We start from the raw sequence: 23,906 nt of genomic DNA, 5'->3' as shown, positions 1-23,906 counted from the left end.
TTCGGCCGGGATGCGGTAGGCACGCAGGGTGAGCCACGACGACAACACCCACCTCGAAGCCCACCTCGACACCTACCTCGCGCTGCCCCGCCTGTCCGGCCTGGTGCTGAGCCCCGACGGCACGCGCCTGGTCACCACGGTGACGACGCTGGAGGCCGACGGGAGCCGCTACGCCGGCGCGCTGTGGGAGGTGGACGCCACCGGCGACCGGCCGGCCCGGCGCCTGACCCGCAGCGCGAAGGGTGAGGGCGGGGCGGTCTTCACCCCCGACGGAGAGCTGCTGTTCACCTCTGCCCGTCCCGATCCCGAGGGCAGCGAGGACGACGAGACGCCCACCCAGCTGTGGCTGCTGCCGCATCGGGGCGAGGCCCGCGTGGTCGGTAGCCGGCCCGGTGGCATCGGCGGTGTGGTGGTGGCCCGGGAGGCCGGCACCGTCGTGGTCCTGTCCGACACGCTGCCGTCGTCGACGGACACGGCCAGCGACGAGGAGCGCCGCAAGACGCGCAAGGACAACAAGGTCGATGCGGTCCTGCATGCCGGCTACCCCGTCCGCTTCTGGGATCGCGACCTCGGCGTCGGCCAGACCCGGCTGCTGGCCGCCGAGCTGCCGGCCGGGGACGCAGGCCTCGCGTGGCGTGACCTGACGCCGGCGCCGGGGCGCGCCCTGCACGGCGGGCAGGCCGACCTGGCCCCGGACGGCCGGACTGTGGTCACGAGCTGGGGCATCGCGGAGCCGTACGGCAGCCGGCGCAGCGCGCTCGTCACGCTGGACACGACCACCGGGGATCACCGGGTGCTGGTCGACGACGGCACCAGTGACTGGGGCAATCCTCGTGTCTCGCCCGACGGGCGGTGGGTCGCGGCTCTCGTCGAGCGTCGCAGCACGCCCGACGAGCCGGTCGACGAGCGGTTGTTCGTGCTGTCACTCGACGGCTCCGCGGCGCCGCGGGACGTGGCGCCCGACTGGGATCGTTGGGCCGCGGAGTACCGCTGGTCCCCGGACGGCGCAGCGCTGTTCGTCACTGCGGACGAGCACGGCGGCCGCCCCGTCTTCCGGGTCGAGCTGGGCACCGGCGAGGTCACCCGGCTCACCGGCGACCGCGGCCACTACACCGATCTGGCGGTCTCGCCCGACGGGGCGCACGTCTACGCCCTGCGCGACGCCGTCGACGCCGCACCGGCTCCCGTACGGCTGGATGCCCGGGACGTCGAGCAGCTGCCCGTGCTGCTGCAGGGCCCGCGGACGGCCCCGGCCCCGGCCGGTTCGCTGGAGGAGGTGGTGACCACCTCCGCGGACGGCACCAGCCTGCGCTCCTGGCTGGTGCTGCCCGAGGGCGACGGTCCGCACCCGCTGCTGCTGTGGGTGCACGGCGGCCCGCTCGGCTCGTGGAACGGCTGGTCGTGGCGCTGGAACCCGTGGCTGATGGCGGTCCGCGGCTACGCCGTGCTGCTGCCCGACCCGGCGCTGTCGACCGGCTACGGGCGGGAGTTCGTCCGGCGGGGCTGGGGTCGCTGGGGCGACGCGCCGTACACCGACCTGATGGCGCTGACCGACGCGGCGCTCGAGCACCCGGCAGTCGATGCGGAGCGGAGCGCGGCGATGGGTGGCAGCTTCGGCGGCTACATGGCCAACTGGATCGCCGGGCACACCGACCGGTTCCGCGCCGTCGTCACGCACGCCAGCCTCTGGGACCTCGAGCAGTTCGGGCCGACCACCGATGCGGCCTACTACTGGACCCGCGAGATGACCCCCGAGATGTCCCGCGAGCACAGCCCGAGCCGGTACGTGGACGCGATCAGCTCGCCGATGCTGGTCATCCACGGCGACAAGGACTACCGCGTGCCGATCGGCGAGGGGCTCCGGCTGTGGTGGGACCTGTGCGCGCGGGCGGAGGATCCGGACAAGATGCTGCACCGGTTCCTCTACTTCCCGAACGAGAACCACTGGGTGCTCACGCCGCAGCACGCCAAGCTCTGGTACCAGACGGTGCACGCCTTTCTCGCCGTGCACGTGCTCGGCGAGAAGTGGTCGACCCCGGAGTTGCTGACGTGAAGGTCGCGATCGTGCTCTTCGACGGCATCACCGCGCTGGACGCGATCGGGCCGTACGAGGTGCTGTGCCGCCTGCCGGACACGTCCGTCGTCTTCGCCGCCAGCGTGCCCGGTCTCAAGCGCACCGACCAGGGGCTCGGGCTGTGCGCCGACGTCGCGCTGGACGACATCGCCTCGCCGGAGGTCGTCCTCGTGCCGGGAGGACGGGTCGACGAGGCGATGCACGACGACGTGCTGCGCGACTGGCTGCGCACGGCGGACCGGACCAGCAGCTGGACGACGTCGGTGTGCACCGGCAGCCTGCTCCTGGCCGGCGCCGGCCTGCTCGACGGCAGGCGGGCGACCACCCACTGGCTGGAGCTCGACGAACTCGCGCGCCTCGGGGCCGTCGCCGTGCGGGAGCGTGTGGTCGTGGACGGCCGGTACGTCACGTGCGCCGGCGTCAGTGCCGGCCTCGACATGGCGCTGGCGCTGGCGGGCCGGCTCCGCGGCGATGTGATCGCCCAGGCGGTGCAGCTGATCCTCGAGTACGACCCGGCACCGCCGTACGCCGCCGGGAGCCCGGACACGGCGCCGCAGCAGGTCGTGGACCTGGTGCGCTCGCTCGTCCCGCCGAAGGATTAGGCGGTGTCGACGACGCGGTAGGCCTCCGCCAGCCGGCCGTCCGGCAGCCCGTGTTCACCCGCCGTCCGCAGCAGCTGGTCACGCAGCTCGGCCTCGACCGGGCGATCGAGCATCGGGGTCTGGCTGTCGTGCGCGCTGCAGGCCTTGACCTTGCTCTCGAACACGTCGGTGACGTCGACCGCCGTGTCGTCCTCCGGGCCGCCGAAGAGCCACACCCGAGCGACCTCCCAGGGCGGCAGATCCAGCTCGGGGAAGGCGAAGGCGTTGCGTGCGTCCGGATAGACGGCGGCCAGCGTCGCTGCACCGGTGGCGAGATGGTCCGGGTGGTACATGAACACGAAGCGGTAGTTGCGCTCGGGCGCGTGCGTGACGACCGCCTCCGGGCGCACCGTGCGCAGCACCCTGGTCAGCTCGCGTCGCAGGTCGCGGTCGGCCGCCACGAAGCCGTCCGGCCGGCCGAGGAAGACGCACCGCGTCGCACCGAGGATGTCCGCGGCGGCCTGCTGCTCCGCCCGCCGGATTCGCGGCACCTGCTCGCGCGGGACGGTGGCGTCGAAGCCGCCGCCGTCGCCGTCCGTGACGCAGACCACCGTGATGTCACAGCCCTGGCCGGCCCAGAGCGCGAGGAGCCCGCCGGCACCGAAGTCGGCGTCGTCCGGATGAGCGCCGACCACGACGGCGCGGCTCGGGATGTCCATGGCACCGCACCTACCCCGTTGCCAGCAGGTCCCGCACGTGGCCGGTCTCGTTCAGGCTGATGATGCCCCGCCGGCCGTCGCGGGCGGCACCGATCCGGGTGATCGAGCAGTACGCCGGCGGGAACCAGATCGTCCGCTCCTGCCCCAGCACCTGCCCGGCCGCGGCGTTGATGGCGCCCGCGTGGCTGAACAGCACCGCCCGCCCACCGGGGTGCCTCGCGACGATGCGCTCGACAGCGCCGACGACATGGGCGCGGAACGCGACGGGGTCGACGTCGTGGCTGTAGAGGTCGCCGTGCACCAGCGCCTCCCAACGGGGGTCACCCGCGGCCTTGAGCTCCTCGACGGGGACGTAGGAGCTGTCCTTGGCGTCGAACTCGGCCAGCCCCTCCTCCACGGTCGCGGTCAACCGCAGCGCCTGCTCGAGCGGTGCCGCCGTCTCCCGCGCGCGCCGGGACGGCGAGGTGTAGAGCGCGGTGACGTCGTCACCGGCCAGCGCCTGCACGACCCGTACCGCCTGCTCGTGGCCGCGGGCGGACAGCTCCGGATCGGCTGGGCCGCCGTCGTCCGTCGCGTCGACGCGGACCGGCAGGGCATGGCGGACGAGCACGATCTCCATGTGGCCGGACGCTAACCGCACGCGGCTGGCGACCGTCGGCCGGTGCCGCAGACTGGTTGGGTGCCCAGCGCCCTGCCCACCGGGATGCCCGTTCCCACCTCGGGCGCGCTGCCCGGGCCGGCACTTGCCGGTCTCGGCACCCGGCCGTTCGGTCTCTACCTGCACGTGCCGTTCTGTGCGTCCCGCTGCGGCTACTGCGATTTCAACACCTACGTCGGGTCCGAGCTCGGTGGTGGCGGGCTGCAGGACGGTTACGCCGACGCGGCGATCGCCGAGCTGCGCCTCGCCCGCTCCGTGCTCGGTGACGCCGTGCCCGTGGTCGACACCGTCTTCGTCGGTGGCGGCACGCCGACGCTCCTGCCGGCGGAGGATCTGGTGCGGCTGCTGCGCGCGGTCCGGGACATCTTCGGTCTTGCGCCGGGCGCCGAGGTCACGACCGAGGCCAATCCCGACTCGGTCGACGAGCGCTACCTCGCCGCGCTGCGGGCGGGCGGCTTCACGCGGGTGAGCCTCGGCATGCAGTCGGCGGTGTCCTCGGTGCTGCGGGTCCTGGACCGCACGCACACCTCGGGTCGGGCGCAGGCGGCCGCGAAGGAGGCGTTCTCGGCCGGCTTCGAGCAGGTCAGCCTCGACCTGATCTACGGCACACCGGGGGAGAGCGACGACGACTGGCGCGCCTCGCTGGACGCCGTGTCGGCTGCCGCACCCACGCACGTCTCGGCGTACGCGCTCATCGTCGAGGACGGCACCCGGCTCGGCCGGCAGGTGGCGAGGGGGCTGCTGCCGGCACCCGAGGACGACGTCCTGGCCGACCGCTACCTGATCGCCGAGCAGGTGCTGGCACCGTTGGGCTGGTACGAGGTCAGCAACTGGGGGGATCCGTGCCGGCACAACCTCGGCTACTGGCGGGGCGGCGACTGGTGGGGGATCGGCCCCGGCGCGCACAGCCACGTCGGCGGGGTGCGGTGGTGGAACGTCAAGCACCCGGCGGCGTACGCGCAGCGGCTGGAGGCGGGTGCGTCCCCGGGCGCGGGTCGCGAGGTGCTGACCGGGCAGGATGTGCGGGTGGAGCGGATCCTGCTGGAGCTGCGGCTGCGGGAGGGACTGCCGCTGGCACTCCTGCACCCGGCCGGGCGCGAGGCGGCACAGCGGCATGCGGAGGGCGGCCTGCTCGAGCTGCAGGGTGACCGCGCGGTGCTGACGCTGCGGGGGCGGCTGCTGGCTGACGCTGTCGTGCGCGACCTCGTCGACTGACGCGGGTGGCGGAGGTCACCGGAGCGGCCGCGGGGGAATGTGCGGTGCAGCCGGTAGGTTGTGACCACTACAGACGTTCGACCAACCGGTCCGACCGTCACCTGCGCGGGTGCACTCGCCCGCTGGTCGCATCGCTTGGTCGCCTTGCTCCGTCCCGCTCGTCGGGCCTGTCGCCGCGCGCCTCAACCGTCGCGGCCCTCGACACACAGCAACGGAGTTCCTCCTTCATGTCAGGCCGTCCCACCCCGTCCCGTTCCTCCTCCAGCCGCGGCGCCTCCGCCGGCCGCAACAGCCGCGGCCCCCGCCGCTCCGGCTCCAGCCGCCCGGCGCCGGCTCCCGTCAGGTCCGACCTGGAGCTCGCGCTCGACGCCGCTGCCGACGCCGCGGCCGCCACCCCCGATCTGCCCACCACCTTTGCTGCGCTCGGCCTGCCCGAGCGGCTCGTCATCGCGCTGGCCCGTCGCGGGATGGAGGCGCCCTTCGCCATCCAGACCCGCGCCATTCCCGACGCGCTCGCGGGCCGCGACGTGCTCGGCCGCGGCGCCACCGGCTCCGGCAAGACGCTGGCGTTCGGCCTCCCGCTGCTGGCCCGCCTCGTCGGCGGCGAGCGGCTGCGCGGCACCCCCCGCGGCCTGGTCCTCGTACCGACCCGCGAGCTCGCCCAGCAGGTGCACGACGCCCTGGCCCCGCTGGCGCAGGCGCTCGACCTCAAGATGACGACGGTCTACGGCGGCGCCTCGATGGGCCGGCAGATCGACCAGCTGCGCCGCGGCGTCGACGTCGTCGTCGCCACCCCGGGCCGGCTGCAGGACCTCATCGAGCAGCGTGAGTGCACGCTCGAGAGGCTGCAGGTCACCGTCCTCGACGAGGCAGATCACATGGCGGACCTCGGCTTCATGCCTGCGGTCACCAAGCTGCTCGACATGACGGCGGACGGCACACAGCGGCTGCTGTTCTCCGCAACGCTGGACCGTGGCGTCGACAAGCTGGTGCGGCAGTACCTCGTCGATCCGGCCGTCCATGCCGTCGCCTCCGCCGACAGCACCGTGACCACGATGGATCACCGCGTCTACGCCGTGCAGGGCGACGCGAAGGTCGACATCGCCGCCGAGATCGCCGCCCGCCCCGGCCGCACGCTGTTCTTCGTACGCACCAAGCACGGCGCGGACCGGCTGGCCCTGCAGATGCGCAAGGTCGGCGTCCAGGCCGCGGCGATCCACGGCAACCTCACCCAGCAGGCCCGCAAGCGGGCGCTGGAGAACTTCACCAGCGGCCACGCCCGGGTGCTGGTGGCGACCGACGTCGCCGCCCGGGGGATCCACGTCGACGCCGTCGACCTGGTCGTGCACTACGACCCGCCGGCGGACCACAAGGACTACCTGCACCGCTCCGGCCGCACCGCCCGTGCCGGCGCCAGCGGCACGGTGCTGTCGATGGTGACCAGCGACCAGGTGCGTGACCACCAGCGCATGCGCGAGCGCGCGGGGGTCCAGGCAAGCGCCGTCACCGTCGTGGCCGGCCACCCGGCCGTGCGCGAGCTGGCCGAGTCCGGGGAGCCGATCGAGGTCACGCCGCGCGCGCCGTACGTCCCGCGCCCGCAGGGCGACCGCCGGCGCTACACCGGCCGCTCCGGTGCGCCGAGCGGCGGCGGCGCCGGCCGTCCGCGTGCCGCCCGCACCGCGTAACCCCTGCCTACCGTCCCCGTCCCCAGAGGGGGCGGGGGGCGCCGGCCGGAGCGAGGCGGCATGATGCGCTGCATGTGTTCATCGTCCCTCGCCGAGGGAGCGTGTCGCCCGCTGCCCTGCCGGTGCGTGCGGGTGGCGGGGGCGGGCCGTTGACCTCGCCGGCACCCCTGCCGCCCGACGTCGTGGCGTTCCTCGACGAGTACATCTTCACGGTGGCCCAGCTGGAGGTCCTGCTGCTCGTGCACGAAGCGGGCGGTGTGGTCCGCACGGCTGCCGATCTCGCCCGGGAGTCCTACCTTCCCGAGCCGTCGATCACGCCGTGGCTCGATGCGCTGGTCGGCCGCGGCATCCTGCAGGCGGCCGAGAACGGCTACCGGTTCGCACCGCTCGATGAGAGGCTGCGGCAGTCCCTTGCGGCGGTGGCCGAGTGCTATGCGCGCCGCCGCGTGTCGGTCACCCGGCACGTGTACTCCTCGAAGGAGGACCCGGTGGCGCGGTTCGCCGACGCGTTCCGCTTCCGGAAGGACAGGGATTCATGAGCGGCGCCGTCGTCGCCTACACGCTGTGTGCGGCCACCAGCCTGCTGTGCGCCGTTCTCCTCGTGCGGAGCTACCTGGCAGGGCGGGTCCGGTTGCTGCTGTGGGCCGGCCTGTGCTTCAGCGCCCTGGCGGTGAACAACGTGCTCCTGCTCGTGGACCGCCAGGTCCTGCAGGATTTGGACCTGTCCCTGCTCCGGGACGCCTCCGGCCTGGTGGGCGTCTCCATCCTGCTGTTCGGCCTGATCTGGGAGTCCCGGTGAACGACTTCATCCAGGGCGCCACGATGCTGGCCTCGCTGGGCGTCGCGGTCTTCTTCTGGAAGTACTGGCGCACGACGCGGGACCGGTTGTTCATGGCCTTCTCGCTCGCCTTCGCGGTGTTCGCCCTGAACCGGGTGTTGCTGTCCGTGCTCGACCCGGAGTCCGAGGCGCGGACGTGGGTGTACCTGGTGCGCGCCGTGACGTTCGTCCTCATCGCGGTCGCGGTCCTGGACAAGAACTACGGCCCGCAGCCGCGCAACACCGCCGGGCGGTAGCGGGATCGGCCGTCATGCTTGCCGCGGCACGGCGTTGCGGGAGCCCGGCCGGCGGGTGGCGGCGAAGCCGACGGCGGCCGCGACGAGCAGCAGGACGCCGCCGAGGTAGTAGACGGCGCGGATGCCGACGGTATCGGCGAGCAGGCCACCGATGCCGAGGCTGGCCAGCCGCCCGGTCTGCCACAGCAGGTCCATCAGCGAGAACACCCGCCCGCGGGTGCGGTCGGTGACGTGGGACTGCAGCAGGCTGTTGAACGTCACCCCGCCGGTCGAGGTCGCGACGCCGTAGACCGCGAGTGCGCCGGCCGCGGCCGGGAGATTGCGCACGGAGGCCAGCACGAGGTCGACCGCGCCTCTGACCACGTACGGACCGAAGACGAACAGCGGTCGGCGGGGGTCGGGAATCAGGCGCAGCAGCAACGCCGGCCCGAGTGCGGCGCCCAGACCGATGGCTCCGACGAGCAGCCCGTAGGCATCCGCCGGAGCACGCAACTGCTCGGCGGCCAGCACGACGAGCAGCGCGCTGGTCGCTCCGGCCGACAGCGCGGCGAGCAGCTGCCCGATCGCCAGCGCCCGCAGCAGGCGGTCCCCGGCTACCAGGAGAACGCCCTCCTTCGCCTCGGCGAGCAACCGCCGCCGGCCGACGTCGCCGGGCGGCTCGATCAGCCGCAGGCCGCGCAGGACCAGCGCCGAGACGAGGAAGCTCGCGGCGTTGAGCGCGAACGCCCAAGCCGGCCCGACCAGGGCCACCAGCCCACCGGACACGGGCGCGAGCACGACCTGCGACAGCACCGCAGCCGTCCAGGTCGCACTGTTGGCCGCGACGATCTCGTGCTCGCGCACGATCGACGGCAGCACCGAATGGGCCGCGGGATTGAAGAAGACGGCGCCCGCCGACAGACCGAACGCCACCGCGTACACCACCAGCGGCTCGTCGTGCCACGCGGCGAGCACGATCGCGAACGCGGCCCGCACCAGATCGGCGGCCACCATGACGCGGATGCGGGGGAGCCGGTCCACGACCACGCCGGCGACCGGTGCCAGGAGCAGCACCGGCAGGATCTCGGCCACGACGACGCCGGCCACGCCCAGGCCTGAGCCGGTCAGCCGGTAGATGAGGATCGCGAGCGCGACAAAGCTGAACACGTCGCCCGACTGGCTCACCGTCCGCGCCGTCCACAGGCGGCGGAACTGCGGCTGCGCCAGCACGGTCCGGAAGCCGGGCCGGTGCTGATCGCCTCCCACGTCTGGTCCCGCCTCCCTCGCCCGTACCCGTGACCCCGACCGTGCCCCGGTCGGGGGCCGGCATGCGGACCCCGAAGTCGACCAGATCATGCGGCCCTGGCGGGTCATCGGCCACGGGAAGCGCCATGATGGTCGGTATGGCCGTCGCCGCAGTCCGTCTCAACCACGCCGTGCTGTTCGTCAGCGACCTGGAGCGCTCGCTCCGGTTCTGGACGGAGGTGTTCGGGATGCAGGTCGTGGTGCGTGAGCCGCGGGCGAACGCCGTGTTCCTGCGCCTGCCCCGCTCGGGCAACCACCACGACCTGGGTCTGTTCGGCCTCGGATCGGCTGCCGCCCCCAGGCCGGACGGCGCGATCGGGCTCTACCACCTGGCCTGGCAGGTGGACACCATCGACGAACTCGAACAGGCCCGCGCGACGCTGGTCGACGCCGGCGCCTACACCGGCGAGTCCAGCCACGGCGCGACCAAGAGCATCTACGGTGCCGACCCGGACGGCAACGAGTTCGAGGTGATGTGGATGCTGCCGCGGGAGGACTGGGGCAGCTACGAGGACAGCGCCCCGGTGGACCGGCTGGACCTGGCCGGCGAGGTGCGTCGGTGGAGCGGTCTCGGCACTGCCGGCCGGCTGCTCCCCGGTCCGGTCGACGCGCCGGCGTAGGCCTGACGGCGGAACAGCCGGGGCCTGACGGCGGAACAGCCGGCCCGCCGGTCCGGTTGCTCCGGGACATGCCACTTCCTCCCCCGCGCACCTGGCTGGTCACCGGCGCGTCCCGCGGCCTCGGACGCGCGTTCGCCGACGTCGCCCTGCAGGCCGGCGACCGCGTCGTCGCGACAGCCCGGAAGCCGGCCCAGCTCGACGACCTCGTCGCTGCCCATCCCGACACCGCCCTCGCGCTGGCACTGGACGTCACGGACAGAACCGCGGTCGAGCGGGTCGTCGCGGAGGCGACCTCGTTCACCGGCCGGCTCGATGTGCTGGTCAACAACGCCGGGTACGGCCTCGCCGGGGCGGTGGAGGAGGCGGGCGAGCAGGAGGTCCGCGACCAGTTCGAGGTCAACGTCTTCGGTGCCCTGTGGTGCACGCAGGCCGTGCTGCCCGTGATGCGCGCGCAAGGCGCCGGTCACCTGTTCCAGATCTCCAGCATCGGGGGCGTGGCCGGCTTCCTCAACACCGGCATCTACCACGCGAGCAAGTGGGCACTGGAGGGGTTCTCGGAGTCGCTGGCCCAGGAGGTCGCCGGCTTCGGGATCGGGGTGACCATCGTCGAGCCCGGCCCGTTCCGCACCGACTGGAACGGCGACAGCATGGTGCGGGCGAACCCGATGCCGGAGTACGACGAGCTGCTCGCCGCGCGCCGTTCGGCGATGTCGGGCTCGCTGGCGCGGACCCAGCCCGGTGACCCGCACAAGGCGGCGCAGGCGCTGCTGACCGTGCTGGACGACCCGCAGCCGCCACGCCGTCTGCTGCTCGGCAAGCTTGCTGCCGACGTCGCTCCGGCGACCTACCAGCAGCGTCTCGCGGAGTGGGCCGCGTGGGACCACGTCGCCCGGGACGCCGACTTCGACGACTGAAGCGGTCCGGTGTCAGGTCCGGGACATTGACCCGAGCCATCCCCGCGACGTCATTCTCGTCCGCGGAGCGTCAGGGTGATCCGGTGACGACGAAGTCGTCCGGATGACGTCATCTTGTCCGGCAGCGTCGAAGCAACCCTCGACCGTTGAGCCGGGCGCCGCGTGGGCAGCGGCGGCCTGACGTCGTCGGCGACCTCTGATGCCCCCAGAACAGTGGCCGCCCGTAGCGCGGATCCGCTGCGACTCACGCCTCAGCCATTGCCGGCCGTCAGGCCGGCTCCTGCTCACGCACCTCGCTGAGGTGTGCGCCTGGGGCGAGTCCCCCAGATCCGCGCGTCCTGCCCCCAGATCGTCAGCAGGGCACTGTCATGGGTGCCGCCACTGATAAGGGTCAGCGGACGCTGGCGAAGCAGGACGGGCCGCATCTCCTGGGGCGCGACGAGGGCGCCCGTACCGGTCTGCAGGCGTGCGCCGTCGTGCGCGAGGGCTCGGACGCGTGGTGCGCCAGCCCCGCCCGGCTGATTTTTCCTGGCAGACCGCTGCCCTTGGGGCGCCGCACGCCCGGCTGTCGGCTCTGTCGTCCACCCAGCGGGCCGGGGCGCCGGACGCCATCGCGCTGCACTCCGGCTACCCCGGTCGCGAGCTGCTCCCGGAGCGTCTCGTCAGGGCGGCACTGGCCAAGGCCTCGAGGTCCGAGGCGGCGCTGTCGTGCCCGGCTGCAGGGCTGCCGGAGCTGCAGACGTGGTTCGCCGGTCAGGTCGCCGCCGGTGCCCCGATCGGCGTCACGCCGCCTTCCGCCCGCGACGTGCTAGTCGTCGCGGGGAGTCAAAGCGGGCTGAGCTCAATCTTCCGGGCGCTGGTCGGCCCAGGCCGGCCGCTGCTGATCGAGTCGCCCACGTACTGGGGCGCGCTGCTGGCCGCCGAGCAGGCCGGCGTAACCCTGGTGCCAGTGCCGACCGGGGCGCACGGCCCCGATCCCGACGATGTCGAGCGGGCGTTCACAATGACGGGGGCCCGTCTAAGCGGAGCCTGTTGCTTCTGTCGTAGGGCTGTGACACTGTGAATAGCCAAGGAGGAAGTATTCAGTGAGTGTCATGGAGCTTGATCATGTGGCGCTCGGCCGTCGGCTACGCGAGGTTCGAGAGGCAGCGCGCGTGTCTCAGCACGATGCCGCCGACGCGATCGAGGTGTCTCAGCCGACGTACTCCCGCATCGAGCAGGGCCAGCGCCCGCTCAAGGGCGACGAGATCGTCGTACTTGCCGACCTCCTCGGCGTTCGCGCCGCGGCGATCACCGCCGGCGCGCAAATCCGACGCCGGGCCCGGATCGCAGCCCGAACCGACGGCACAGCATCTCCGATGGCCGCGATGCGGGAGCGGCTGTACGCCTACCTGGAGCTGGACGAGTACCTGACCGAGCAGGGCGTCGCGATGGCGTGACCAACGAACAGGAGGCACGCCGCCGCGCGGAGGCGTTCCGCGAGCGCTTCGAGATTGGCACTCGTCCGCTGGGCGACCTCTTCGAGCTCGTCCACGACACGGTCGGCTGTGACGTTCTGGCGATGTCGGCCGACGGCGCCGAGCACGGCCTGTCCATGGCGGACCCGCTCAGCGGGCGGGCCGTGATCGCCGTAGCCATCACCGAGCACCCCATGAGGCAGCGGTCGTCGATCGCGCACGAGCTCGGGCACATCCTGGCCGGTGACGTGGACCGCGAACTGGACCATCCGCCCGGTGTGCGCAGCGACGAGGAGATCCAGGCCGACGCGTTCGCCCGGCACCTGCTCCTTCCGCTGGCTGCAGTGTCGCCGCACGGGGCTGACGTCGCGGTAGACGAGGCGTGGCTGTCGCATCTGGTGCAGGAGTTCTGCGTCTCGCCGCACATCGCGGCAATCCAGCTCAAGGACGCCAGGCTCATCGACGACGACACCTCCCAGCAGTGGTCCCGGTTCCGCGCCGGGACGGTCGCGGCCCGCTACGGCTGGCTCAGCCAGTACCAGGCGATGTCGGCTGCGTCTTCGCAGCCCCGCGCGCCCCAGAGCCTGATGCGCCGGGCAGCGGAGGGGTACCGCATCGGTGTGCTTGGCATCGCGGAGCTCTCAGCCTGGTACGGCGTCCCGGCCGAGATCCTCGACGCCGAGCTGGAGCTCTCAGCGGCGACAGACGATGCCGGCTCCACGGTCGGTCACGACTGGGACGAGGACGCTCCGCTGTTGCCGCCGGGCTTCGCGCCGCCGTCGCCCTCCTCGTGAGTGTTCTGCTCGACGCTGGGCCGGTCTTGAACTTCCTCGCCGTCGGCCAGCAGAACGTGCTGGCCAAGGCCGCCGATCATGTGGGCTTGCAGATGTGTGCGCCGGCGCGCATCGACACCGAGGTGCAGGGCATGGCCAAGGACCCGCTGTTCTCCTCGACCGCGGTCGCCGCGACCTGGCGCAAGCTCACCGCGTCCGGCCGCATCAGCATCCTGTCCGACGAGCTCACCCCCTCGGTGTTCACCGCGGCAGTGACCCGCATCAGCGGCGTCCCCGCTGCGACCCGGGTCCGGTCGCGCAAGAGCCTCGGCGAGATCATGGTGCTCGCGCACGCGTCCGCGCTCGCACAGGCCGGGACCAACGTCATCGTCCTCATCGACGAGCAGGACGGCCGCGACCGGGCTGCCCGCGAGCAGGGGTGGTTGCGACGCAGCGCTGCTCCGGGGCAGCTGGCCCTGTGGAGCACCAAGCAGGTGCTCAAGCAGGCGCAGCCAGGGTGGATCGCCGGTGGCTTCACCTGGCAGCAGGTGTACGTCCAGATGCGTCCCTTCGACGCAGGACTCCCGCCGCTGTGACCGCGCTCGGCGGGGCGGCGCGAGGCAGCAGCGCAACCGTCAGCTCGCCCGTAGATGCTCATGTACAGGGCACGGGAGGTCGCCGTACTGTCCGACTTTTTAGGGGCACCTGATGTGGCCACGACGTCTTGGCGCACCAGACACCTGGCGGAGCTGGCTACCGCCGGGTGGCGGGTGGGACGTCGTCTTCGTCGCGGATCTGCACGATCACGTTGACACTCAGGTCCAGCGCCAACGCCGTGGCGCGCAGCGTGTTCTCGGCGAGCATTGCTCGGACATCGGCCACCCTGGCCAGGGCAATTTGCCTGCGGGCCTCGTCGAACCTGGCGATGAAGTCGGTCGCTGCCCGTGCCCGCTCAGCCGCGGTGGGCAGAGCTTGGATGTGCTCCAGCGCTGCCGTTACGGCCGCCGTGACAGCGGCGTCGGGTGTCTTCCCGATACGGCGTCGACGTCGGGCGGGCGGCATTCGAGCAGCCTCGTCTGTACATGTTCATGTACAAGCGCAGGCGCACCGATCGCTCAGCACCGTCTGCGGCGCCACCGGGGCCGCGCCACAACAGGCCGGGCGAGCTCAACGGTCGGGTGGCCGACCCAGGCGTGAACGTGAAGCCCCTGCTCCGGGGTTGTCCCTGCGGGTGAGAGGGCAGCGACACGACGTGATGACTGCAGCTCGGGCAGAGCGGGCACGGCGCGTTCGCACCCGGAACTTATCCGGCCCGCACGTCTCCGACCCGTGCCCGAGGTGCGGTTGCGACGACGGGGGCGCGGGACATGTGACGCGCCGCCTCATCGTCTGGTCCAGCGAGCCGGGCACCTTCGCCTGGAGCTGCCCGGAATGCCGGGGAACGTGGGCTGAGCGCAAGCGCTGAGCACGTCACGCCACGCCACCGCTCTTCCGGGGTCTGCCACGTGCGCTGTACATGACCATGTACAGGTACAGGCGAAGGTCGTGGAAGTGTCGGGGGCCGCGGCTACGGTCGGCTCGACACGTCGATCACCTCGTTGGAGGAGTAGATGAGCGAGCGCCTGTACATCAAGAACGGAGCACCGCTGAAGCTCAGCGGAGACAACGTCTTCGACCGCAACGGCCGTCACGTCGGGCGTCGCCGCGGCAACAAGATCTACGCGCCCAACGGGCGGTACGCCGCCACCATCGTGGGCGACCGCGCCGTGTACCGCAGCACCGACAGCGCGAGCGTCGGCTCGCCGTTTGCCACCAGCGCGAGCGCCGGCTCAGCGTCGGCGGACCGAGCTGGCTCGGCGATGTGGGGCGACGAGCCCTTCACCTGACCAGCATCAACCGAGCCCTGGGTGAGAGCCGCCGACTGGAACTGGAGCTGCGGAGCCGACTGACCGCGGTCGACGCAGAGCAGGACGCCCTCATCGAGGAGCTCCGCTGGCAAGCCGGCAACGAGATCATCGCCCTGCACACGGAGGGCTACCTGACGTAGGTTATCTGGCACTATGGCAGCTCGACCGCCAGGGTGCCGGTGCGAGCTACTGAGCGCGTGGGCCTGTTCGGTCCTTGATCGGCGGGCCGAACAGCGCGTGCAGCGCTGCCTGCTCGCCGCTGCCGTCGACCTGGGCCTGGTGGAGCACGTCGTTCCACGCCGCCTGTCCTTCGGCGATGTGCTCGACACAGCAGAAGCGGCGGACATGCGCCGTGTGGTCAGCGTGACGTGGTCCACGCCGAGCTCGGTCTGGCAACGGGCGTTGGCGCAGCGGTCCCACCCGAGCCACTGGTGGATGTTCCACGGACCCGAGTGAGCGAACGCAGCAGCCATACGGCCCATCATGTTCGCCACGAGCTCCACCAGGCGCTCGGCAGGTCCCCGGGGTGCGGGCGGGCGCCGCCGCCGCGGACCTCGGCAAAGCGCCCAGAAGTGTCACAGCTCCGCTCTACCGTGCGCCCACGAGCCGGACGGGGACGGTGAGCGTGGCGATGAGCGAAGACAAGGCGGGCGGCGAAGAGCTGTCCGTCGGCGTCGACGACGCCCGCCTCGCCACCGCGTACCTGCTCGCCCGTGAGTCCGACGAGTACATCGCCGTCATGGACGTCCTCGAGACCTCCGTCAACGACCTCACCCCGGGCGAGGTCGCCGCAGCGCTGACCGCCGCCGGCACGCCGATCGACGTCAAGACCGTCGAGGCCCGACTTGAGTCGCTGCGCCGCTGGATCGCCGCGTCGGCGCGCACCGACACCTCGCAGATCCTCCGGCACGCAGACCTCCTAGCCCGCAACTGGCGCTACACCGCCACCCCCGTCGGCCGGCAGGTTCAGCGCTTCTACCGCAACGTCCTGGCCGGCACGCCGTCGCTGCGCGAGATCCCGCTGTCCAGCCTGGAGCGCGTCGTCCGCAGCCTCGAGCGGCTCGCCGGCAATCCCGACGCGCCACTGGAGGAGGTCGCCGAGCACATCGGGCAGCTGTTCACCTCCCACGACGACCTCGACGGAGCCCTCGTCGGCGCCGAAGACGCCCTCACCGGCCTCGCGGACCGCTTCGACCTCGACAACGAAGCCACAGGCGAGCTCAAGGAGATGCTCGTCAACTACGCGACCCGCGTCGCGACGGAACTCGAGCGCGGCGCCGCCCGCGCCGCCGCAGCGCTGGACATCCTCCAGCCCCACGCCGGCGCCCTCGTCGACGCCGCCGTCACCACCTCCGAGGCACGAGCGCTCATCCAGAGCGGCGCACTCACCGCGTCCCGCGGCGGACGGACCGAGGACTGGGCGGGCCTGGCCGCCTGGTTCAGCCCCGACACAGGCCGCGCCGCCCGGTTCGCGCTGCGCCTGGTCCGCGCGCTGCCCGGCATGCACGCCAACCTCCGCCGCCTGCACACATCCTCGGGCACCGCGACGTCCCGGGCACGAGCACTCGCCCTCGCCAAGGCCGTCCGCGACCGGGACCTCGGCACGGCCGTCACCCTCGCCGTGCTCGGCGATCACCGCTGGCGCAAGCTGTACGGCGCCGCCGACGACACCGACCTCACCCGCAACCCCGCGTGGCGCGACGGACCCAGCGTCGAGATCCCTGAGCTGCTCCGCGCCACCGGACGCACCGGCGCCCGCGGCCGCGCCCCGGCAGCCCGTGACAACACCGAGGCGACCGCGATCGTCGCCGCGCGGCGCGCCGAGCGTCTCGCCACACACCGCGACGCCGTCGCCGAAGTCCTCGCCGCACAGCCAGGCGACCAGCTCAGCGACGGCGCAGCCCGCGTCGCGTACGCCTCCGTGCTCGCCGCCGCCCGCCGCCGCACCCGGGCCAGCTCACGCACCGGAGAGTGCGACGGGCTGGCCTGCACGCTGTGGCACACGCCAGGTGTCACCGGAGTCCTGCGCGCGCGTACCTGGCAGATCCTGCTGCCCGACCGGCAGATCGCGTTCCACCGCCGCGGCAGCGTCGCAATGCCGCCGAGCTCCGGGACCGCCACGGCCGACCCGGGCGGCCCCGTCCGCCTCATCGGAGGAGTCGCATGACCACCGCAGCAGGCGCGACCAGTCGTGCACGCAAGGTCTGGAACCCCGACGCTGGTGAGGAAGCCGCGGCCGTCCTGCGCCGTCTGTGCGTGCAGCCGTGGCTAATCGGCGGCCGCGACGACGAGCACATCGCCGCAGTCCGCCGCAACGCCACCGGCATCCGCGACATCCTCAGCCGCCTCGGCTGGGTGCTGGTCGTCGAGCGCGACCTGGTTCGGCTGCGCAAGAGCCCACCCGTGCGCCGCGCCGCCTGGGCCACTGACGGGCCCGCACCGCTCACCTGCTCGTGGTTCTTCCTGCTGGTCGCCGCGGCCGAGAGCCTGCCGCCCAAGTGCTCCATCGCGCACCTGGTCACCGCAGCGCGCGCCGCCGCGGCCGACGCCGACATCGCCACGACCGGAGACATCGCCGAGCGACGCGCGATCGTCCAGGCCCTGAAGATGCTGGACGAACGCGGCGTGGTCACCCCCGAGGACGGCGACGTGGACGGGTTCATCCGAGACGAGGACGCCCCCGTGCTGCTGGCCGTTCACCACACCCGGCTCGTGCACGTCATCGCCAACTTCGGACCCGGCGACCCCCGCGACGACACCGGATCGTGGCTCACGGCGCTGGAGTGTGAGAGCGACCCGGCGCGACGAATGCGCCGCAAGCTCGTCGACGACACCCTCGTGCACGTGACCGACCTGGACGAGTCCGAAGCCGACTGGCTCAGCCGCCGCGTCCGCGCCGACGACGGCGCGCAGATCGCCGCCGGGTTCGGCCTGCACCTGGAACGACGCGCAGAAGGCGCCGCGTTCATCGTCCCCGAGCAGGGGTTCCGGCACGCCCGCGAACTCGGCGACCACCCTTTCCCCGTCCCCGGCACGGTCGGCCACGCAGCGCTGCTGCTGTGCGACTACGCCGGCGAGGTCGGCACCCAGAGCGGTGCGCCCGGCCCCGGGTGGCGCGGTCTGACAGAGCACGACGTCCTGGCACACCTCAGCGTCCTCATCGACCGATACGCCGCGGGCAAGGGCGGGTGGAGCGTCGACCTCGCGGCTGAGCCGGCGACGCTGGCCGAGCACGTCGCGGCACTGCTCGAGGCGCTCGGCGTCCTCGGCCGCCGCGAAGACGCCCTGCGCACCTGGTGGTTCTCACCCGCGACCGGCCGCTGGCCCGCACCCGCCAGCACACCCGCGCGCTCAATCACCGGCAGGGATGACTCGGCGTCCGGCACGGACAGCGACGGTCCGCAGCAGCAGCTGAGTCTGGAGTCAACCTCATGACCATCGACGCGACCGCGCTGTTCGCCGAGAACGCGCTGCAGCCCGCAGTCGACAACACCGGCCGATTCGGAGGGCGCTGGCGCCTCGTCGGCGCCGGACTCAGCAACATCTGGCGCTACGGCGACCTGGAACTGCCCGCCGAGTCCGGGCGACTGCTCATCCGCGGGCCCAACGGCACCGGGAAGACCACCGCGCTGGAAGCGCTGTGGCCGTACCTGCTCGACCTCAACGCCGGCAAGCTCGCCGCCGGCAAGGCCCGGCACACCACCCTCAAGCTGCTCATGAGCGAAGGTGCCGTCGGCAAGCGCCGCTACGGCTACACCTGGATCACGTTCGCCGCGCCCGACACCAACGAGCTCCAGAGCTACGGCGTGCGCCTGCAGTACTCCGAGGGCGCCTCGCCGGCGGTGCGGGCGATCCCGTTCACCGTGCCCGGTCGCCCTCTGCACGGGCTCAGCCTCCACGGCCCCGGGCGCGCAGCGCTCACCGTCGAGCAGTTCACCGAGTCCGTCGACGCGCTCGGCGGACAGGTCTTCGACGACAGCAGCGCGTATGTGACCGACATGGCGGCCCGCCTGTGGCACAGCACCCCGGGTGAGATGAACCTGCTCGCCGCACGCCTGCGCGAGGTCCGCAACCCGACCCTGCTCGGCGAGGTCTCGCCGCGCGGCGCCGCCGACGCGCTGCGAGCGTCGCTGCCCGGCGTCGCCGACGACGTCATCACCGCCACCGCCGACGCCCTCGAGGGCTCCGCTGCGACCCGGGAGGCGTTCGCCCGTGACCGCGCCGACGCCGCAGCGCTGCGCGAGTTCGCTGAGCTCTGGGCCGGCCATGTCGTCGAGGTGACCAACGCCGTCCACAGCGCCGCCGAAGTCGCGGCTGGGCGAGAGACGCAGCTGCGCGGCGAACTGCGCCACCACGAGAAGCTCCTGACCAGCAGCCGAGACACCAAGACCTCCCTGACCGTTGAGCAGACGGCGCTCGGCGAGGAACAGCAGGAACTCGCCGGGCACATCGAGGCCCTGCAGAACAGCGAGCCGTACAAGCAGGCCGGCGTTCTCACACAGCTACGGGAGACGCTGACCGCCCAGGAGGCGGCTGCCGGGGCCGAGATCCGCGCACTGCAGCAGGCAGCTAGAGGGATCGCCCAGGAGACCCAGGGCCTGCGCAGCAACCTGACGACGCTGTCCGAGAGCCTGGAGGCCGCCGACGCCAGCGCTCTCGAGAGCGACCCGACCCGCGCCTCCGCAGCGGCGCTCGTCGAGGTCGAGACCCGCCCGGCCGAGGTCCTGACCGTCGGTGAGGACGTCGCCGACCCCGGGCCGGTTCTGCTCGTCCGCGCAGACCCCACCGCGCTACGCGCCGTAGCGGAGGAGTGGCAGGCGACCGCGGAGAGCGTGCGGCAGCAAGCCGAGCGGGCCCAGATGCTCGTCGTCCAGCACAAGCCGGTCGAGCAGGCTCGCAAGCGCGCTGAGGAGGCCGACAAGGCCGCGGAGCACGCCGTTGGCGTCGCAGAGCGCTCCGCCGTCCACGCCGTCGACGCCACTGCTGCGGCCAAGGCAGCCGCAGCCGGCCTCCTGGACGCGGCTGCCGCCTGGTGTAGCTCCGACAGCGTTCGGCAGCTGCGCACCCACATCACGGCCGAGCAGGACCCGGACGCGGCTGACGAGGTTGCGGCCGGGCTCGTCGAGCAGGACGAAATCGACGAGCAGCGCGGCGCGGAGTCAGCCGCCGTTCTGGAGGCCGCCGAGGAATGGGCCGCACGGGTGCAGACAGAAGTCAGCGCCGCAGCAGCGGAGCTCCGCCAGCAGGCCAGCATCGCCCAGGCAGCTGCTCAGCAGCACCGCGGGCAGGCAGGCGTCCTTCGTGCGGAAGCCGAGGCGCTGCGCAGCGGACGCCTCCTGCCGCTGCCGCGGCCGGCGTGGCTCGACGTCGGCGACGACAGCGATGCGCTCGGCAACGCGATCGAGTGGCAGCCGGCAGTGCCACAGGCCGAGCGGGACCGGCTCGAGGCAGCACTGGCAGCATCCGGGGTACTGGCCGCCGGGCTGAGCAGCGACGGAGCAAACGCCAGCCGATGGCGGGTGCACTCCGACGCCGCTGAGCAGCAGGACAGCCTCGCGGCTGTTCTGCGCATCGACTACCGGCACCCTCACGCTGCAGTCGCAGAGCTCGTACTGCGCCGCATCGCGCTCGTCGACACCGCCACCGCCCTCAGCGGCGACTCTGAGCTGGTCATCGGACGCGACGGCACGTTCCGGACCGGCGCCGCCATCGGCACCCCTGACGGGGCCGCTGCCGGCGAGGTCGCTCCGAAGGCGCAGTACATCGGGGCGGCTCAGCGTCGCGCCGCCGCGCTCGCCCAGGCCGACGAGCTGGAGCGGCAGGCCGGCGAGCTCGACCGCCAGGCGAACGTCCTCGACGAGCAGGCACAGGCGACGCTGTCCACCCGCACCGTCGTGCTCAGCGCCGGCAGCACTTTCCCGGGCCGGCAGGCACTGCGGACCGCCGAGGGCAGCAGGGCAGCGGCCGCACGCACAGCCCGAGATGACCGGTCAGCAGCCGACGAGCTCGCTGGCAAGGCGCTCGCTGAGCACGCCGAACATCAGCGACTGCGCAGCCAGTGGGTCGACAACGTCGTCGCCCTCGGACTCACACCCGAGCTCGACACGCTCGCCCGTCTCGCCGAGAGCGGCCAGCACAGCGCCAAGCAGCTGCGTGACGCGGCAGCGGCCGTCGCAGGCCGGCATGTGGCCACCCTTGAGCGTCTGCTCGCCGGTGTCTCCAGCGTCGACGAACGCCGGGCACAGCTGCCTGGGCAGCACGCTCACGTCCGTGACGTCCACGCGCTGGCGACCAGGACGGCCAGCAAGCTTGCGACGCTGGAGGCCGAGAGCGGCAGCAGCGTCACCGAGACGCTGGAGGAACTGCACACGGCCAACAGCCGGCACGGCGAGATCGGCAGGCGGCTCAGCGAGATCAACGGGCTCCTGCAGGCCGCGATCGCCGATCATGCCAAGCACGAGACCAACGTCGCCGCGGTCGAGGCGAGCCTGCGTGAGGCGCAGCCCGCCGCCGAAGCGGCGCTGCACGCACTGCGACGGCATCTCGCAGCACCGGGCGTCGGCGAGGTCGTCCTCGGCACGCACCCTCTGGTCGAGGACGACCTCCTCGAGCAGATCCGCACCGCGATCATCGGGCGCAAGACCACCGTGCGCCGCACCCTGCTCATCGGGTACGACGACGCCCGCGCCAAACTCGCCGGCACCTGGGCGCTGGACAACGCCGAACCGCTCGGCGACCTGCTCAGCTACACGCTCACCCGCCGCGACACTGTGTACACCGCACCGCAGGCAGCGCAGCGAGCGGAGCACCTCGCCGAGCAGGCCGAACAAGCCCTCGCAGCAGCCGAGGAGGAGGCGCTGAGCGAGTTCATCATCGGCCGGCTCCCCAACGCCATCAGCACCGCCTGGACCCAACTTCACGACTGGGTCAAGGAGGTCAACAAGAAGATGCGATCCGCCACCGCGAGCTCCGGAGTCGGCGTCCAGGTCCGCGTTCACCCCAGCGACCACATGTCACCCAGCGCCCGGCGCGTGTACGAGCTCGCGTGCAAGACCAGCCTCGCGCTGCGCACCGACGAGGAGAACGCCGAACTCGGCCGCGCCCTGCAGTCGCTCATCGACGCCGCCGACGGCGAGACGATGACCGAGCGGATCGCCGCCGGTGTTGATGTCCGCGAGTGGGTCGACGTGCACTACGAGATCACTCGCCCCGGCTCCGAGAAGGTCGAACGCTGGGGCCAGCGCACCGGCCTCTCCGGCGGAGAGCGACGGCTCGTCGTCCTCGCACCCATGCTCGCCGCCGTCGCCGCCGCGTACGACCGCAGCCCGGCGACGTCCGCACGGCTCGCAGCGCTCGACGAGGTCCCCGCCGAGGTCGATGAGCAGGGACGCGAGAGCCTCGCCCGCTACCTCGCCGCCCTCGACCTCGACCTCATCTGCACCAGCTACCTCTGGGACGGCGCACCCGGCGCCTGGGACGGCATCGACGCCCACGACCTCGAAGCCGCGCCCGACGGCACCGTCGTCGCGTTTCCTATGCTCATCCGCGGCGACGAGCTCCTGCCTGGCGACCCGGGCGCTCCCGACAGCACGGGGCATGCGTGAGCTGCACGCTCTGCGACGACGCGTGTGCCGATGCCGACCTGCGCCCGCTGCTGCAGGCCGACATCAGCTGGCTGTGGGCGCAGATCGCCGACGCCGCAGACCGCCGGGGCGACCCGCACATGAGCACCGGCACCCTCGACGTCACCCCGCCAGGGGATGCGGCCGCCCGAGCAGCGGCCCTCGGGCTCATCGCAGACCGTCCCCTGACAAGTCGGCGCAAGCGCGTCGACCTCAAGGCCCTCACCGCGCAGCTGCGCCACCGCGGACCGGCGCTGACGCCCGGCGCGGTCGCCGCCCACGCCCGCGGCGGCCCGCTGGCACAGCGCAGCAAGGCGCTCGCTGAGAAGCAGCAGCGAGAGTCAACGCTGCGCCCGCTCATCCACGCGCTCACCCGGCACGCGGTGCTGAACGAGCAGGTGACGCCCGATCAGCTCTGGGAGGGGCTGCGCCGCACCGGCTGGCTCGCCCGCCTCCACGCGCACCCCGACGCCAGCGCACTCGTCGAGACGGCAGATCGGGTATTGGCCGCACTGCCCACCGACGGTGGCCGGGTCGACCGGCGCCGGCTCGCGGAGACAGCCACCGGCAACCCACACGCGCTCGACGAGGCAACAGGCCTCGCCGGCCTGGTCCTCGCCACGCTCATAAGCGCCGGCGTCATCCCGGCAGGCAGTCGTACGCGACCCGCCTGGGCAGCAGTCGCGGTGGACCTCGACGATCTCACCGGCGGGCTGCTCACGCTCGGTCTCCGGCCGGCAGGGTGGGTGCTGCCGCACGACGCGATCATCACCCTGCCACCCAGAGCGCTCCGCGACGTCCAGTGGGCGGCTGCTCCGCCATCGGGCGGCACCGTGTTCATCACCGAGAACCCATCGGTCATCGCGGCCGCCGCCGACCACGTCCACACCGAGCCGGTGTTCGTCGTCTGCACATCAGGCACCCCCGCCGCCAGCGAGATCGACGCACTCAGCCGCCTAGGCGGCGCAGGCTGGGCGGTGAAAGTCCGGGCGGACTTCGACGTCGCCGGCGTCGACCACGTCCGCGCGCTGCTCGTCGGCATCCCCGGCGCCGAGCCGTGGCGCATGAGCGCGGCCGAGTACGCGCGGCACGCGCGAGAGGGCCGAGCCACCATCAGCCTGCTGGGGCAGGTAGCCGCGACGCCCTGGGACGCCCGACTTCAAGACGTCATGCACCAGCATGGCGTCGCCGTGTTCGAAGAGTCGATGCTCACCGACCTCCTGGCCGACCTCGGCCACAACGGCCAAGCCCCCTACGAAACGGGCAGCGCCGACGGGCGACGACTGCTCAGCCCTGACCCGGCAGCACCATTGACGCCATGAC

At 72.5% G+C, this 23,906-nt stretch carries 23 protein-coding genes and 1 pseudogene; 20 read left to right on the top strand and 4 right to left on the bottom strand.

Annotated features, from left to right (window positions below):
• The first annotated feature begins 28 nt into the window (after positions 1–28).
• Both WD794_04190 and WD794_04185 read left to right on the top strand, forming a co-directional pair.
• Positions 29–2,053 (top strand): prolyl oligopeptidase family serine peptidase, encoded by a 2,025-nt coding sequence (locus WD794_04190; GenBank protein MEX2289512.1) that lies wholly within the window; start codon positions 29–31, stop codon positions 2,051–2,053.
• Entirely contained in the window at positions 2,050–2,676 is a 627-nt protein-coding gene (locus WD794_04185) for a DJ-1/PfpI family protein (GenBank protein MEX2289511.1), read from the top strand. Before WD794_04190 ends, WD794_04185 begins: the two co-directional genes overlap by 4 nt.
• Here the strand turns inward: WD794_04185 and WD794_04180 are convergent.
• A complete protein-coding gene (locus WD794_04180) occupies positions 2,673–3,374 on the bottom strand; it encodes a PIG-L deacetylase family protein (GenBank protein MEX2289510.1) in 702 nt (233 codons plus the stop codon). The two genes, WD794_04185 and WD794_04180, sit on opposite strands and share 4 nt — an antisense overlap.
• 10 nt (positions 3,375–3,384) lie before the next feature.
• Positions 3,385–3,993 (bottom strand): histidine phosphatase family protein, encoded by a 609-nt coding sequence (locus WD794_04175; GenBank protein MEX2289509.1) that lies wholly within the window; start codon positions 3,991–3,993, stop codon positions 3,385–3,387.
• Positions 3,994–4,077: 84 nt separating this feature from the next.
• Here WD794_04175 and hemW point away from each other — a divergent pair, with 84 nt between their 5' ends.
• From hemW to WD794_04150, 5 genes are all read left to right on the top strand, one after another.
• A complete protein-coding gene (gene hemW / locus WD794_04170) occupies positions 4,078–5,247 on the top strand; it encodes a radical SAM family heme chaperone HemW (GenBank protein ID MEX2289508.1) in 1,170 nt (389 codons plus the stop codon).
• A 227-nt stretch (positions 5,248–5,474) separates the two neighbouring features.
• Positions 5,475–6,932 carry a DEAD/DEAH box helicase gene (locus WD794_04165; GenBank protein MEX2289507.1) on the top strand — a complete coding sequence of 486 codons (1,458 nt, stop codon included), beginning with the start codon at positions 5,475–5,477 and terminating at the stop codon, positions 6,930–6,932.
• 101 nt (positions 6,933–7,033) lie between these two features.
• A complete protein-coding gene (locus WD794_04160) occupies positions 7,034–7,471 on the top strand; it encodes a hypothetical protein (GenBank protein ID MEX2289506.1) in 438 nt (145 codons plus the stop codon).
• Positions 7,468–7,731: a DUF5985 family protein gene (locus tag WD794_04155; protein ID MEX2289505.1), complete on the top strand. Its 264-nt coding sequence runs from the start codon at positions 7,468–7,470 to the stop codon at positions 7,729–7,731. Before WD794_04160 ends, WD794_04155 begins: the two co-directional genes overlap by 4 nt.
• Positions 7,728–8,006, top strand: coding sequence for a DUF5985 family protein (locus WD794_04150; protein MEX2289504.1), 279 nt, complete (start codon positions 7,728–7,730; stop codon positions 8,004–8,006). The genes WD794_04155 and WD794_04150 overlap by 4 nt, the downstream gene beginning before the upstream one ends.
• 12 nt (positions 8,007–8,018) lie before the next feature.
• Here the strand turns inward: WD794_04150 and WD794_04145 are convergent, their stop codons facing one another.
• Positions 8,019–9,251, bottom strand: a complete 1,233-nt coding sequence (locus tag WD794_04145) for an MFS transporter (GenBank protein MEX2289503.1) — start codon at positions 9,249–9,251, stop codon at positions 8,019–8,021.
• A 137-nt stretch (positions 9,252–9,388) separates the two neighbouring features.
• On the opposite strand from WD794_04145, the gene WD794_04140 reads away from it, so the two are divergent.
• From WD794_04140 to WD794_04115, 6 genes and pseudogenes are all read left to right on the top strand, one after another.
• Positions 9,389–9,910 (top strand): VOC family protein, encoded by a 522-nt coding sequence (locus WD794_04140; GenBank protein MEX2289502.1) that lies wholly within the window; start codon positions 9,389–9,391, stop codon positions 9,908–9,910.
• Positions 9,911–9,978: 68 nt separating this feature from the next.
• On the top strand, positions 9,979–10,824 hold the full coding sequence (locus tag WD794_04135) for an oxidoreductase (protein ID MEX2289501.1): 846 nt from the start codon (positions 9,979–9,981) through the stop codon (positions 10,822–10,824).
• 511 nt (positions 10,825–11,335) lie between these two features.
• A pseudogene (locus tag WD794_04130) lies at positions 11,336–11,842 on the top strand (aminotransferase class I/II-fold pyridoxal phosphate-dependent enzyme).
• A 76-nt stretch (positions 11,843–11,918) separates the two neighbouring features.
• Positions 11,919–12,263, top strand: a complete 345-nt coding sequence (locus WD794_04125; protein MEX2289500.1) for a helix-turn-helix transcriptional regulator — start codon at positions 11,919–11,921, stop codon at positions 12,261–12,263.
• The gene (locus WD794_04120) at positions 12,260–13,075 is read left to right on the top strand and encodes an ImmA/IrrE family metallo-endopeptidase (protein MEX2289499.1); all 816 of its coding nucleotides are present in this window, start codon (positions 12,260–12,262) and stop codon (positions 13,073–13,075) included. Before WD794_04125 ends, WD794_04120 begins: the two co-directional genes overlap by 4 nt.
• Positions 13,072–13,650, top strand: coding sequence for a hypothetical protein (locus WD794_04115; protein MEX2289498.1), 579 nt, complete (start codon positions 13,072–13,074; stop codon positions 13,648–13,650). Before WD794_04120 ends, WD794_04115 begins: the two co-directional genes overlap by 4 nt.
• Before the next feature lie 157 nt (positions 13,651–13,807).
• Here the strand turns inward: WD794_04115 and WD794_04110 are convergent, their stop codons facing one another.
• Positions 13,808–14,116 carry a hypothetical protein gene (locus tag WD794_04110; GenBank protein MEX2289497.1) on the bottom strand — a complete coding sequence of 103 codons (309 nt, stop codon included), beginning with the start codon at positions 14,114–14,116 and terminating at the stop codon, positions 13,808–13,810.
• A 548-nt stretch (positions 14,117–14,664) separates the two neighbouring features.
• Here WD794_04110 and WD794_04105 point away from each other — a divergent pair.
• The 7 genes from WD794_04105 (at position 14,665) to WD794_04075 (ending at position 23,905) form a co-directional block, all read left to right on the top strand.
• The gene (locus WD794_04105) at positions 14,665–14,940 is read left to right on the top strand and encodes a hypothetical protein (protein MEX2289496.1); all 276 of its coding nucleotides are present in this window, start codon (positions 14,665–14,667) and stop codon (positions 14,938–14,940) included.
• Positions 14,916–15,101, top strand: a complete 186-nt coding sequence (locus WD794_04100; protein MEX2289495.1) for a hypothetical protein — start codon at positions 14,916–14,918, stop codon at positions 15,099–15,101. Before WD794_04105 ends, WD794_04100 begins: the two co-directional genes overlap by 25 nt.
• A gap of 97 nt (positions 15,102–15,198) precedes the next feature.
• Entirely contained in the window at positions 15,199–15,417 is a 219-nt protein-coding gene (locus WD794_04095; protein MEX2289494.1) for a hypothetical protein, read from the top strand.
• 175 nt (positions 15,418–15,592) lie between these two features.
• A complete protein-coding gene (locus WD794_04090) occupies positions 15,593–17,128 on the top strand; it encodes a DUF2397 domain-containing protein (GenBank protein ID MEX2289493.1) in 1,536 nt (511 codons plus the stop codon).
• Positions 17,125–18,396: a DUF2398 family protein gene (locus tag WD794_04085; protein ID MEX2289492.1), complete on the top strand. Its 1,272-nt coding sequence runs from the start codon at positions 17,125–17,127 to the stop codon at positions 18,394–18,396. The genes WD794_04090 and WD794_04085 overlap by 4 nt, the downstream gene beginning before the upstream one ends.
• On the top strand, positions 18,393–22,565 hold the full coding sequence (locus WD794_04080) for an SbcC/MukB-like Walker B domain-containing protein (GenBank protein MEX2289491.1): 4,173 nt from the start codon (positions 18,393–18,395) through the stop codon (positions 22,563–22,565). Before WD794_04085 ends, WD794_04080 begins: the two co-directional genes overlap by 4 nt.
• Positions 22,562–23,905, top strand: coding sequence for a DUF2399 domain-containing protein (locus WD794_04075; protein ID MEX2289490.1), 1,344 nt, complete (start codon positions 22,562–22,564; stop codon positions 23,903–23,905). The genes WD794_04080 and WD794_04075 overlap by 4 nt, the downstream gene beginning before the upstream one ends.
• Position 23,906 lies beyond the last annotated feature (1 nt).

The sequence above is a fragment of the Mycobacteriales bacterium genome (assembly GCA_040902655.1).
Classification (GTDB): domain Bacteria; phylum Actinomycetota; class Actinomycetes; order Mycobacteriales; family SCTD01; genus SCTD01.
This window is presented reverse-complemented; position numbering and strand designations above follow the sequence as displayed.